The sequence below is a fragment of the Rhizobium johnstonii 3841 genome (genome assembly GCF_000009265.1).
Taxonomy (GTDB): Bacteria; Pseudomonadota; Alphaproteobacteria; order Rhizobiales; family Rhizobiaceae; genus Rhizobium; species Rhizobium acaciae.
The window spans coordinates 2,371,091-2,383,366 of record NC_008380.1; the positions used below are offsets into that span (position 1 = coordinate 2,371,091).

Here is a 12,276-nt window from a genome sequence, read left to right on the forward strand (position 1 = left end):
TCATGGGAGGTGCGGCCATGCCCGTCGACGGAGCAATGCTCCGGCATGCCAAACGCATTCTGGTGATTGGCTGCCCCGGTGGTGGAAAGAGCGTGCTTGCACGGGCGCTGTCGACCTCGCTCGATCTTCCCTATATCTCGATGGATCGCGATTTCTATTGGCTTCCCGGCTGGAGGAAGCGAGATCGCAGCGACATCGATCGGCTGATATTGGAGGTCGTGGCGCAGGAGAGGTGGATCATGGATGGAACTGGCCTCGGCTCGTTTCGTCTGCGCCTTCCGAGGGCGGATCTGGTGATCTGGCTCAGGCTTCCAAGAATGGCCTGCCTGTTGGGAGCGATCTCGCGCGCGATTCGGTATTTCGGTCGTAGCCGCCCTGAAATGCCCGAAGGCTGCCCGGAGCGGCTGACGTCCGACATGGTCGGCTATATCTGGAATTTCGAAAGGCGTGCCGCCCCGAAGATCGAGGCCGCATTGCATGAGTTCGGCCTTGCAAATTCCACCGTCATCATAAGATCGCGCAAAGCAGCTAGCCGGTTCACCGCTCCTGGCGCTTAGGAGCATGCCGGCGAAGCGCACGTCTGGCTCGAGGGGAGTTCCATGATGGATCACAAAGTAGAGCTGCCGCCGCGTCAGCAGCTCACCGATCTTAAAAAGGCTGCAGAGCATATCCGTGCAGCCCGCCGGATCCTCGTCATCGGTTGCTCGGGCGGCGGTAAATCGACGCTGTCGCTGAAGATCGCCAAGCGCTTCGGGCTTTCCTACATTTCGGTCGACCGCGACGTTTATTGGCTTCCAGGCTGGGTCACGCGCGACAGGGTCGAGCAGAGAAAGATCATCGCCAGCCGGATCCTCGAACAACGTTGGATCATGGACGGCACGAACCCGTCTTCCTTGGACATTCGGTTGCCGCGCACCGATTTCGTCGTCTGGGTCCGCATGCCGCGGCGTCTCTGTATCTCGGGGGCAATCAGCCGGTGGGCAAAATGGATCGGCCGCACTCGCCCTGAAATGGCGCCGGGCTGTATCGAGAAGATCGATTTGGAATTCCTCCGCTTCATCTGGACCTTCGAGGAGAAATTCGCGCCGCGCCTCGTCGCGGGCATCGCGGCACATGGCCCCGAAGTGCCGGTTCTTCAACTAAAATCCCGCCGCCAGATGCGCGAGCTTCTTGATCTTCTCGGCCCGCCCGATTAATTGCCGCTTATGCCGCAATTCGAAACGCACCGTCCCGTCCCGCACACTCCCGAGCAGATGTTCGACCTCGTCGCCGATGTCGAGCGCTATCCGGAATTCCTGCCGCTCTGCGAAGCGCTCGCCATCAGGAGCCGCAAGGAGCGCGACGGCAAGATCCTGCTCGTCGCCGACATGACGGTCGGCTACAAGGCGATCCGCGAGACCTTCACGACACAGGTGCTGCTGAACCGGGCCGAACACGTCATCGAGGTCAAATATATCGATGGCCCGTTCAAATATCTCGACAATCGCTGGCACTTTGCCGAGACGCCGTCTGGCGGCTGCACCGTCGATTTCTTCATCGATTACGAGTTCAAGAGCCGCATCCTGGGCGCGCTGATGGGCTCGATGTTCGATCGCGCCTTCCGCATGTTCACCGAAGCCTTCGAGACGCGCGCAAACAGGATCTACACGCCGGTTTGATGGGCGAACCCGCGTCAGGCGGCAAGGAGCGAGCGCACCATTTCCAGCGCCGTCCTGATCGTCGCCAGCCGAACCTCGCTGCGGCCGATATCGCCATAGAGCATCTTTCGATGGATGAGCGCGCCGTCGCGCGATTTGGCGGCGAGATGCACGAGGCCGATCGGCTTTTCTGCCGATCCGCCGCCGGGGCCGGCAATGCCTGTGACGGCAACGGCGATCTCGGCGCGCGAGCGGAAGAGGGCGCCCTGCACCATCTGCCGCGCCGTTTCCTCGGAGACCGCCCCGAAGCGCAGCAGCGTTTCTGTCTGCACGCCAAGCATCTCGATCTTCGCGCTATTCGTATAGGTGACGAAGCCGCGGTCGACGACGGCGGACGAACCCGAAATCTCCGTCAGCGCCCCGGCGATCAGCCCGCCGGTGCAGGATTCGGCGGTCGAGACCATCAGCCCTGCGGCCGTGAAGTCACGGATGATCGTCTCCGCCGCCGAAAGGATATCGTCGGGAAAAAGGCTCATCATTTCCTCCCGCGATAGACGACGGTCGCCGTGGCGATCGCCGCGATGCCTTCGCGCCGGCCGACGAAGCCGATCGTCTCATTGGTCGTCGCCTTGACCGAGCAACGCTCGATATCGATGCCGAGATAGTCCGATAGTTTCGCCCGCATGGCGTCGCGATGCGGGCCGACCTTGGGCGCCTCGGCGATCAGCGAGACGTCGGCATTCATGATCGTGCCGCCGCGCTCGCGCACGATCCGGGCGGCATGCTCGATGAAGATCCGCGAGGCCGCCCCCTTCCATTGCGGGTCGGACGGCGGGAAATGATCGCCGATATCGCCGGCGCCGCAGGTGGCGAGCAGCGCGTCCGTCAGCGCATGCAGCGCAACGTCGGCATCGGAGTGTCCTTTCAGCTTCTGGTCATGCGGAATGAACACGCCGCAGAGCGTCACGCCATCGCCCGCGACGAGCTGGTGCACGTCGTAGCCGTTGCCGGTGCGCACGTCTGGAAGCAGCGAAGCCGAGAGCTTGTCGTCGGCCATGGCGATATCGTCTTTGACCGTCAGCTTGACGTTGTCGGCGGTGCCCTCGACGATCGTCACCGGAATGCCCAGCCATTCGGCGATCGAGGCGTCGTCGGTGAAATCGCTTCGACCGCTTGCGGCCGCCTTCTCATGCGCCTCGAGGATCGTTTCGAAGGCGAAGGATTGCGGCGTCTGCGCCGCGTAAAGATGCTCGCGTGAAACCGTCGTCAGCACGGTGCCGGCGTTGTCGGCGCGTTTCAGCGTATCGGTGACCGGGATCGCCGGCAGGACCGCCTGCGCGCCGGCGTCAAGGCTCTCGGCGATGCGATCGAGAAGCGCATGATCGAAGAATGGCCGCACGGCATCGTGGATCAGCACATGGCTGATTTGCTTGTCCTTGAGGTATCTGAGGCCGGCAAGCACGGATTGCTGCCTGGTCGCACCCCCATGCACCGTTTCGATCGGCGTTGCCGAGATGATGTGACGGAAGGCTCTCGCAAACAGCGCCTCGTCATCGGGATGGATGACGACGACGATCTCAGTTGCCGCTTCCCATGTCATGAAGTTTTCAAGCGTATGCACGATAACCGGCTTGCCGCCGATCATGCGATACTGCTTGGGGCCTTCCTTGGATGATCCCGCGCGCTCGCCGCGGCCGGCGGCCACGATGACAATTCCAGCCGATATCGGTTGCTTAGAAGGCATTTGCAGCATAAATCCCCTAAATTATGCGGAATTGACCCGAGTGCTCTAACGTCTTGCTTATGCCTTTTCCAGCATCTGCCCGAAAAATATCAATTCCGGTCGCAGCCCCCTTGGCAAGCCAGGGAATAGTGGCTAAAAATAATGCAGTTCTATTGTGTGCCCGAAAGATAATCATTTGATTTCCAAGGACCTCGCAGCGCCTTTCCAAATCGGACCCGTGTCCGTGCGGAACCGCGTTGTACTGGCGCCGATGTCCGGCGTCACGGATATGCCCTTCCGCGAGCTTGCCTGGCGCTTCGGCGCCGGCCTCGTCGTCACCGAAATGGTGGCGAGCCGCGAATTGGTCAATGACACGGCCGAATCCTGGTCGCGGCTCAGCGCTGCGGGCTTCCGGCCGCATATGGTGCAGCTTGCCGGGCGCGAGGCGCACTGGATGGCGGAGGCCGCCAAGATCGCCGCCGATCACGGCGCCGATATCATCGACATCAACATGGGTTGCCCGGCAAAGAAAGTGATCGGTGGTTATTCCGGATCGGCGCTGATGCGTGATCCCGATCACGCGATCGGGCTCATCGAGGCGACGGTCAAGGCTGTCGACATTCCGGTGACGCTGAAGATGCGCCTTGGCTGGGATGAGAATTCGATCAACGCGCCTGATATCGCCCGCCGCGCCGAGGCGGCCGGCGTCCAGCTTGTGACCATTCATGGGCGCACCCGCATGCAATTCTATGAAGGCCGCGCCGATTGGGATGCGATCCGCGCCGTCCGCGAAGTGATCTCCATTCCGCTGATCGCCAATGGCGATGTCGAAACCGCTGGCGATGCGCAGGAAATATTGCGCCGCTCCGGCGCCGATGCCGTGATGATCGGCAGGGGCTGCCAGGGCAGGCCGTGGCATGCCGGCGTCATATCGGGGGCGCCCGAGCCGCTACCACCTGAGATAGCCGATATCGCCATCGAACATTATCGGATGATGCTGGATTTCTACGGCGAGGCGGTGGCGATCCGCCACGCCCGCAAGCACCTTGGCTGGTATCTCCAGCGTTTCGCGCCTGATCTGTCAGGCGCTGAAAAGGCTGCGATCATGACCTCGCGCGATCCGCGCGAAGTGGCCGCGCGTCTTTACGATGCATTGGCGGCCAGTGTTGTCGACAGCCGGGAGGCGGCATGACGAAGGATATGACATCTCCGTCCGATCACGCCGGCGGGACTGTCGCCATGGCCGTGCTGAACGCCATCCAGAACCCCGTCGTCATGGTCGACGAATCCGGCTTCGTCGTTTTCGCCAATTGGGAGGCGGAGGCCTTTTTCGGCGCCAGCGCCTCGCATCTGGCGCGTTACCGCATCTCGACCTTCATTCCTTTCGGCAGCCCGCTGCTCGCCCTGATCGACCAGGTGCGCGAGCGCAAGGCGCCGGTCAACGAATATCGCGTCGACCTGAGTTCGCCCCGCCTCGGCCAGGATAAGCTCGTCGATCTCTACGTCGCCCCTGTGCTCAGCGAGCCCGGCGCCGTCGTCATCGTCTTCCAGGAACGCTCGATGGCCGACAAGATCGACCGGCAGCTGACGCATCGCGCCGCCGCCCGCTCGGTGACCGGCCTTGCCTCGATGCTGGCGCATGAGATCAAGAACCCGCTCTCCGGCATCCGGGGTGCTGCCCAGCTGCTCGAACAGTCTGCGGTCGACGACGATCGGGCGCTGACCCGGCTGATCTGTGACGAGACCGATCGCATCGTCTCGCTAGTCGACCGCATGGAAGTCTTTTCCGACGAACGCCCTGTCGACCGCATGCCGGTCAACATCCATTCCGTGCTCGATCATGTGAAGGCGGTCGCCAAGGCGGGTTTTGCCCGCAACATCCGGGTCACCGAGAGTTACGATCCGTCGCTGCCGGCCGTCTATGCCAATCGCGACCAGCTCGTCCAGGTCTTCCTCAATCTGGTGAAGAACGCCGCCGAAGCGGTCGGCGATCGGCCGGACGGCGAAATCATGCTGACGACGGCCTATCGCCCCGGCATCCGTCTTTCGGTCGCCGGCACGCGCGAAAAGATCTCGCTGCCGCTGGAGTTCTGCGTCCACGATAACGGCCCCGGCGTCCCCCTCGATCTGTTGCCGCATCTCTTCGATCCTTTCATCACCACCAAGCCGAACGGCAGCGGCCTCGGACTGGCGCTGGTCGCCAAGATCATCGGCGATCACGGCGGCATCATCGAATGCGACAGCCAGAACAGCCGCACGACATTCCGCGTTCTCATGCCGGCGTCGAAGGACGCCTCGCTTGAAGACGCCTCTATAGCAAGCTCGACAGGACCTTCTCGATGACAGCCACGATCCTCGTTGCAGATGACGATGCGGCCATCCGGACCGTGCTCAACCAGGCTTTGAGCCGCGCCGGTTATGACGTCCGCATCACCTCCAACGCCGCTACCCTCTGGCGCTGGATTTCGGCAGGTGAGGGCGATCTGGTCGTCACCGATGTGGTGATGCCCGACGAGAACGCCTTTGATCTGCTGCCGCGCATCAAGAAGGCGCGGCCCGACCTGCCGGTCCTCGTCATGAGCGCCCAGAACACCTTCATGACCGCCATAAAGGCCTCGGAGAAGGGCGCCTACGACTATCTGCCGAAACCCTTCGACCTCACCGAACTGATCGGCATCATCGGCCGTGCGTTGGCCGAGCCGAAGCGCAAGCCCGCCAAGCTTGAAGACGATATGCAGGACGGCATGCCGCTCGTCGGCCGGTCGGCGGCGATGCAGGAAATCTACCGCGTGCTCGCCCGGCTGATGCAGACGGACCTGACGCTGATGATCACCGGCGAATCCGGCACCGGCAAGGAACTCGTCGCCCGCGCGCTGCATGATTACGGCAAGCGCCGCAACGGCCCGTTCGTCGCAATCAACATGGCGGCGATCCCGCGCGACCTGATCGAATCCGAACTCTTCGGCCATGAGAAGGGCGCCTTCACCGGCGCGCAGACCCGCTCGACCGGCCGCTTCGAGCAGGCCGAAGGCGGCACGCTCTTCCTCGACGAGATCGGCGACATGCCGATGGACGCCCAGACGCGGCTCTTACGCGTCCTGCAGCAGGGCGAATACACCACCGTCGGCGGCCGCACGCCGATCCGCACCGATGTGCGCATCGTTGCCGCCACCAACAAGGACCTGAAGCAGGCGATCAACCAGGGCCTCTTCCGCGAGGATCTCTATTACCGCCTCAATGTCGTGCCGCTGCGCCTGCCGCCGCTGCGCGACCGCGCCGAGGACATCCCCGATCTGGTGCGCCATTTCATCCAGCAGGCCGAAAAGGAAGGCCTCGGCTCCAAGCGCTTCGATCAGGAAGCGCTCGAACTGATGAAGGCCTATGCCTGGCCGGGCAACGTCCGCGAGCTGGAAAACCTCATCCGCCGCCTGATGGCGCTCTATCCACAGGATGTGATCACCCGCGAGATCATCGACGCGGAACTCCGTTCCGACGTGCCTGACAGCCCGATCGACAAGGGGCCGATGCGCAGCGGCTCGATGACGATCGCCCAGGCGGTCGAGGAGAACATGCGCAGCTATTTCGCAGGATTCGGCGACAATCTGCCGCCGCCCGGCCTCTATGATCGCGTGCTGACCGAAATGGAATATCCGCTGATCCTCGCCGCACTGACGGCGACACGCGGCAACCAGATCAAGGCGGCCGATCTTCTCGGTCTCAACCGCAACACCTTGCGCAAGAAGATCAGGGAACTTGGCGTCTCGGTCTACAGGAGTTCCCGCACCGCCTGAGTGTCCGGGCTTTCACGGTGCTGCGGTGAAGACCAAGAAGATTGCTCTGTGGTCCTCATCCATCAGCGTTCCATGCAATTCCGTTCGGCAGAGAGCATCGTCGATCTGCGAATTCACTTTGGAAACAGGAAGGTCAGCGCCAGCCGGAAGCGAAGTCCTTCCGGGCCGTTCACCGCAGCGTCTGCCAATAGCGGATACCGGCCGTCAGGCTGATCGGCTGCTATAGTTGAACTGGAACAGGACGCTGATCAGCGAAGCGATCGGATTCGACAGCTTCTTCGCGAGTTCTTCTCTCGACTGGGCGTTTGCTGCACCTGAGGACAGAACCAGAGCCGCGGCAAGCAGCATCATCCGACACGTCATGAGCTTGATTGACGTCTCCACCGTGCCAAACTCGATCTGCTGTTCCAGACGTCGTTTCAGAAGTGGATGACGAGGCCGAGGATTGGACCCTGTTGGACGACGTCGAAGACAAAGCCGTCGTTGTCGTAATCAACGCCGAGTGCGCGGTATCCCGCGACGGCCGAGATCGTGTCGGTGAACTTGTAGCCGAGCGCGAGCGCCACATCCCAGTCGAGATCCGCGCCGCCGGCGCCGACGAGACCCCATCCTGTCAGATAGATCTCCGGCGTGAAGAAGTAATTGCCTCGGACGCCCACCAGACCGTCGACCCATGTCGCGCTGTCATCTTGCTCGACGCCACCGAGGATCCCGCCATTGAAGGAGATGTTGGTGTCGACCGACCACACCCGTATGCCGCCGACGACATCGAGGTGCCCCGACTGGTCCTCCAGCACCGAGTAGCCGACACCGAGAAGTCCGGCGAAGGTCTTTGAGGTGACGTCGACGCTGTCGGCGAGGATGCCAAGCGGCGTGTTCGCGTCTGCGCCAAGCTTGGTGTAGATGATGTCGCCGAAGATGCTGAACCGGTCGTACCGCGCTTCACCCGCGGCCATGAAGGCGAAATCGAGGTTCTGCAGGATGTCGCCGAAATCGGAGTCGATATGAACCTCTGGTAATCCGAACTGCGCAATGTCTCCTGAAATCCCTGCCATCCAGAAATACGGCGCGACGGTGAAAGTCCAACCGCTAGGGCTCTCGACTACTTTTGCATCGGTTGTTAGCGGCGTCGGATCGGCTGCCCAGCCGGGCGAGGTTGCCACGAGACCCGCGCAAAGGACCGCCGCGCGTAGAAGAAAAGCCGTCATGAAAGTCCCCTCTGCTTTGTCGGTCTCCATCGTGGTCGCCGACGAATCGAACATATCATCGATCTCCGCTCAACTCTGGCGCAACACCCGCCTGCGGATAAGTATGTTACAGTAGCATCTGTCCGTCTGCGACATTGCCGCGCTTGTCCTGCCGATGTCGGAGCTAGGGTCTGCAGCTCCGCGGTGGCCGATTTCCCTCATGCTGGGCGCTTGTCGAATGCGGTCGCCGGGCCTGTTTTCTAGCAATTATAGACGCCGACGGCGCAACGCCGGACCGAGCGGCGCGCAACTCCAGCGACACTCACGGGTGTCAGCGGGCGGCCGACCCTGGCCTCTGCTGGCGTGAAGACGCCATCCAGTCCCGGAATCGAAAGCCCGTTTCCAAGTTCGAGGCCGGACACGCCGATCGCCGCAGCGAGTAGCAGGAGTTTCAGTTTTCTCACGGCGGTCATTTGGTGCCTCCCATGGCAAAGTGATCAGGAAGCTCGTCGGTATCGGCAAGCTTCGTCAGGTCGACTTTCTTGGCGTTCGTGGTGTTTTTGAAATCGAAATCCTCGGCAACGACATCGGTGCCTGTCTTCCAGTCACTGATCTGGACGCTGTATTGTGGGCCCTGATCCACCTGGCTTGCGGTAATGACATATCGACAGGGATACGGACGCTCGCCCTGAGCGATCCATATCTGCCAGTCGACTTCCTTGGTGCGGAATGCAAGGTGGTCGCATTCGACGCCGCCGATCACACCGCTGCCGAGGTCCTTGACGTCGACCACGTCGCGCATCAGCTCGTCATAGGCATCCGGGAGCAGAAGGTCGGCACCCGGTATGGGTCTGTGGAGCTTGTCCCGCAATTCGTCGATCAGGTGTTCTACGGTGCCTGGAACTTCTACCTGGGCATAGAGGTTGGCATTCTTGCCGAGCAGCGAGAGCGTCTTGCCGTCGAATGTGACCTCAACGTTGGCGAACCCGCCAAACCGGGTAACCCGGAGTTTATCCGGCCGACCCATTTCAATCTTGCCGGAACTTGCCAGCAGAAGCTTCTGATGGTCGACGGTGACGACCTCCAGGTTGGTGTCATACGAAAAGGAGATCGCCTTTTCTGCTGCCAGGTAGTCGGACATTGTTTTCACGAGCTTCTTGGTGTCTGCGTCGGCAGCGCTTGCAGCCGATCCGGATCCCAAGGTGATCATCAAGCCGAGTGCCGCGGAAGACACCGCCGCCACGACAGGGTGCAAGGCTCGCTGGGGTGCTTTGGTCATCGACGAATCCCTTCTAGATGGTTTGGTCGGACGACTGAGGTCGCTCCCTGGGTCTCGAGTGTGAAAGAACGATAATCAGCGACCACAGCCTACACCCAGAAGACAGCGTGCGCGTGTAACATCGGGTATGTTCTGTGCCAGTCGTCCTGGCAGTAGCGCTACCGCGGCTGAAGGGCCTTGGAGTCGTCGATCGGCAGCGACATGGTCGCCTGCACCTCGTCCCTCACAAGCAGCCCGGCCGTTCGCAGATCGGCAATCATTCGCGCCCGGTCCTGTGGCTGGAAATTGCGGACCTTGAGCTCGGCCACGATGTTCGGAATGAAGTCGGGTCTCATTTCGTTGAAGCGCGCGGCCTCGCTGCGGGCGTCGTCGATCATTCCTGCGTCGACGTAGATGACGGCAGCCACCGCATGGAATAGCGGGAACTTCTGCAGGTCCGCCTGCCTGATCTCGATGACCGCGGTCTTGTCGTCGTGCAGCATGTAGGCTGCGAGTGCGCGCGTTCCGCGGTAGTAGCCGCCGCCGGCAGGGTTGAGAGCAATGGCGCGATCCAGTAGCGCTGCCCCGCGCTGCCACTCCCCGCTCATCGCCAGCCGGGTACCAAATTCTGCCAGCAATTCGGTGTCGTTCGGATTGGTCGCCAGTGCCCGTTCGCCGATCTGAAGTGCCTCCGAAACCCGCTGGCTGAAAAACAACGTTGTCATCAGCGCCTGAAGGGCGCGGGTGTTGCCGGGATCCAGTTGAACGGCACGGCGGGCGGCTTGAAAGCTGCGATCTATCGGCGTGGACGAAATGGGCTTCCGGTTGAACCTGAAACGATCCTCGTCGAGATAGATTATGGACAGCATCGCCCAGGCGGTCGCAAAGGATGGGTAGCGGGCGACAGCACTTTCGAGGCAGTTTCGAACCTCTCCGTGCCGCTCGATGCTTAACTCGGCACGGTAGGCATAAAAGCTCAGCGTGCAGCCGTAGCTGCCAAGATCATCAGGCGGCGGATTGGAGACATCGGCCTGGGCCATGATGCCATAGGGCTGAGCCACCGCGGTCGCAACCTTGTTTGCGACGTCGGACTGGATGGTGAACAGGTCGCGGACGCCGATGTCGTCGTCGTAGGTCTGCGACCAGAGGATCTCATCGGTCTGCGTGTCGAGCAGACGTGCCGTCACACGCACGCGGCTTCCGGAGACGCGAACACCGCCTGCCAGCAGGAAGCGTGCGCCAAGTTCCCCGCGAATCCGCGATGTCTCCACCTCTGGCGGCAATGATCTGGACGTCTCGCGACCGAAGACCTTGATCTCCTTGAAGCGGGGAAGGGCAGTGAGGAGTTCCTCGGTCAGGCCCGTCGTGTAGAGTTCCGCCTGAGGACCATCACCGAGATTGGCAAATGGCGCGATCACCAATGTCGGCCCATCAGATTCCGTTATGTCGGCAGTCGCAAACGGCCAGATCGAGCTAAATCGAATTGAGGTCAAGCCAGCCAGGGCTGAGGCGCCGCCCACGATCACGATCAACCCAAGAACCACCGTCCAGATATGTCGTCTTAAGCCGGGAAAAAGGGAGGAGGCGTGCTCCGGTGGCAGACTTTGGTCTTCAGCATCGGAATTGTCTTCGCTCGGACTAGTCCAGGCAAAGGTCGGCACGTAACCGCCTTTCGGAATGTCTATTCGGATCGGATCGTGTTGACCTGCTGTAAAATAATAGCGCTCGAGCACCCGCCTGAGCCTTCCGGCCTCGATCCGCACAACCGGATCATCCTGCGTGAAGCCGTTGGAGCGCTTGAAGACTTCGACGGCGATAGAGTAACCCTTGATCCGGTCTGCGCGCCCCGCAAGCGTCTCCTCCACGGCATAGGTAAGAAATGCAGCACTCCGACCGATATGCGGAAACTGCGGGCTGGTAATGATTCGATTAAGCTGAGCCCGAACATCATCATGGGTCGGGGGTGGGCGCGTCGAATCCGGCGCGATCTCACGCCGTGATGGCAATGTATCCTGCACGACTTGCTCCTCACCCGCTCTTGAGGGACGTGACTACCGGAGATTTTATTATCTATCTCTTTTGTAACCTACCGCAGAAACTGATCCTCGTCCATCAAAGGCACTGCATCGAGCCCGTTCGACGACTTCGCAAATCGAGGGAAGGGGACTCCAGGCGCGTGAACCGCAGAGGCAGGCATGGCGTCTTCGCCGCCTCGTAGCAGCCCGCGACCCGAAGCGGCCAAAGCCGTAAATGACCACCCAAGGAGCCACGACTCGGTCTATCGCGCCCGCCAGATAGCGAGCAAGCACCACAGGGACGTCGCCGCGTGATAGAGGATCGCCGGCCATAACAGGATGCCGATCATCTCCAGAACGAGGGCGGAATAGGTCAAGATGGCCGTGGTCAGGAAATTGTAGAGCGCCACTCCGACGAGGAGGCCCAGGGTGCCTTGCCTGTCTTCGGCGTCACGCGCACCCCAGCTTGCTGCGGCAAGAGCGAGCAGCGCCGCACCGCAAATCCGCGCGATCAGTGGTGCCTCCGAAGCGACCGGCCTTGCCTCGAACAGCAGAACGAAGAGGATCGATGGCGCCACGACAAGCCCCAGTCCCGTCGCACCTTCGGCGATTGCGAACAGGGTCAGAAGCGTGTGTCGGTGAGCTGTGTTCATGGCGCAGAACCC

The 12,276-nt window shown here is 61.6% G+C and carries 13 protein-coding genes and 1 pseudogene; 6 read left to right on the forward strand and 8 right to left on the reverse strand.

Features of this window, described 5'->3' with window-relative positions; translation table 11 throughout:
• The first annotated feature begins 17 nt into the window (after positions 1 to 17).
• From RL_RS11650 to RL_RS11660, 3 genes are read left to right on the forward strand one after another with little or no spacing between them, the layout of a single operon-like run.
• Positions 18 to 557 (forward strand): FlaR DNA topology modulation protein, encoded by a 540-nt coding sequence (locus tag RL_RS11650; protein WP_028742045.1) that lies wholly within the window; start codon positions 18 to 20, stop codon positions 555 to 557.
• A gap of 42 nt (positions 558 to 599) precedes the next feature.
• On the forward strand, positions 600 to 1,196 hold the full coding sequence (locus tag RL_RS11655; RefSeq protein WP_011651837.1) for an ATPase AAA: 597 nt from the start codon (positions 600 to 602) through the stop codon (positions 1,194 to 1,196).
• Between the two features lie 9 nt (positions 1,197 to 1,205).
• Positions 1,206 to 1,658, forward strand: coding sequence for a type II toxin-antitoxin system RatA family toxin (locus RL_RS11660; RefSeq protein WP_003539340.1), 453 nt, complete (start codon positions 1,206 to 1,208; stop codon positions 1,656 to 1,658).
• A gap of 14 nt (positions 1,659 to 1,672) precedes the next feature.
• On the opposite strand, the gene RL_RS11665 is transcribed toward RL_RS11660, so the two are convergent.
• Positions 1,673 to 2,176, reverse strand: a complete 504-nt coding sequence (locus RL_RS11665; protein ID WP_011651838.1) for a CinA family protein — start codon at positions 2,174 to 2,176, stop codon at positions 1,673 to 1,675.
• Entirely contained in the window at positions 2,173 to 3,390 is a 1,218-nt protein-coding gene (locus RL_RS11670) for a bifunctional 2-C-methyl-D-erythritol 4-phosphate cytidylyltransferase/2-C-methyl-D-erythritol 2,4-cyclodiphosphate synthase (RefSeq protein WP_011651839.1), read from the reverse strand. Before RL_RS11670 ends, RL_RS11665 begins: the two co-directional genes overlap by 4 nt.
• Positions 3,391 to 3,535: 145 nt before the next feature.
• Between RL_RS11670 and dusB the strand changes: the two genes are divergently transcribed.
• The 3 genes from dusB to ntrC are packed head-to-tail and all read left to right on the forward strand — an operon-like array spanning position 3,536 to position 7,151.
• The gene (gene dusB / locus RL_RS11675) at positions 3,536 to 4,552 is read left to right on the forward strand and encodes a tRNA dihydrouridine synthase DusB (RefSeq protein WP_011651840.1); all 1,017 of its coding nucleotides are present in this window, start codon (positions 3,536 to 3,538) and stop codon (positions 4,550 to 4,552) included.
• Positions 4,549 to 5,703 carry a two-component system sensor histidine kinase NtrB gene (locus tag RL_RS11680; protein WP_003539346.1) on the forward strand — a complete coding sequence of 385 codons (1,155 nt, stop codon included), beginning with the start codon at positions 4,549 to 4,551 and terminating at the stop codon, positions 5,701 to 5,703. Before dusB ends, RL_RS11680 begins: the two co-directional genes overlap by 4 nt.
• Complete coding sequence (gene ntrC, locus RL_RS11685; protein ID WP_003539347.1) at positions 5,700 to 7,151, forward strand: nitrogen regulation protein NR(I); 1,452 nt, start codon at positions 5,700 to 5,702, stop codon at positions 7,149 to 7,151. The genes RL_RS11680 and ntrC overlap by 4 nt, the downstream gene beginning before the upstream one ends.
• Before the next feature lie 222 nt (positions 7,152 to 7,373).
• On the opposite strand, the pseudogene RL_RS37480 reads toward ntrC, so the two are convergent.
• From RL_RS37480 to RL_RS11710, 6 genes and pseudogenes are all read right to left on the reverse strand, one after another.
• Positions 7,374 to 7,514 (reverse strand): annotated as a pseudogene (locus RL_RS37480) (transporter); the annotation flags it as partial.
• 56 nt (positions 7,515 to 7,570) lie between these two features.
• The gene (locus RL_RS11690) at positions 7,571 to 8,359 is read right to left on the reverse strand and encodes a hypothetical protein (protein WP_011651842.1); all 789 of its coding nucleotides are present in this window, start codon (positions 8,357 to 8,359) and stop codon (positions 7,571 to 7,573) included.
• A gap of 239 nt (positions 8,360 to 8,598) precedes the next feature.
• Complete coding sequence (locus RL_RS11695) at positions 8,599 to 8,811, reverse strand: hypothetical protein (RefSeq protein ID WP_011651843.1); 213 nt, start codon at positions 8,809 to 8,811, stop codon at positions 8,599 to 8,601.
• A complete protein-coding gene (locus RL_RS11700) occupies positions 8,808 to 9,617 on the reverse strand; it encodes a DUF2092 domain-containing protein (RefSeq protein WP_011651844.1) in 810 nt (269 codons plus the stop codon). Before RL_RS11700 ends, RL_RS11695 begins: the two co-directional genes overlap by 4 nt.
• A 158-nt stretch (positions 9,618 to 9,775) precedes the next feature.
• Positions 9,776 to 11,614 carry an adenylate cyclase gene (locus tag RL_RS11705; RefSeq protein WP_011651845.1) on the reverse strand — a complete coding sequence of 613 codons (1,839 nt, stop codon included), beginning with the start codon at positions 11,612 to 11,614 and terminating at the stop codon, positions 9,776 to 9,778.
• Positions 11,615 to 11,874: 260 nt separating this feature from the next.
• Complete coding sequence (locus tag RL_RS11710) at positions 11,875 to 12,264, reverse strand: hypothetical protein (RefSeq protein ID WP_041936319.1); 390 nt, start codon at positions 12,262 to 12,264, stop codon at positions 11,875 to 11,877.
• Positions 12,265 to 12,276: the final 12 nt, after the last annotated feature.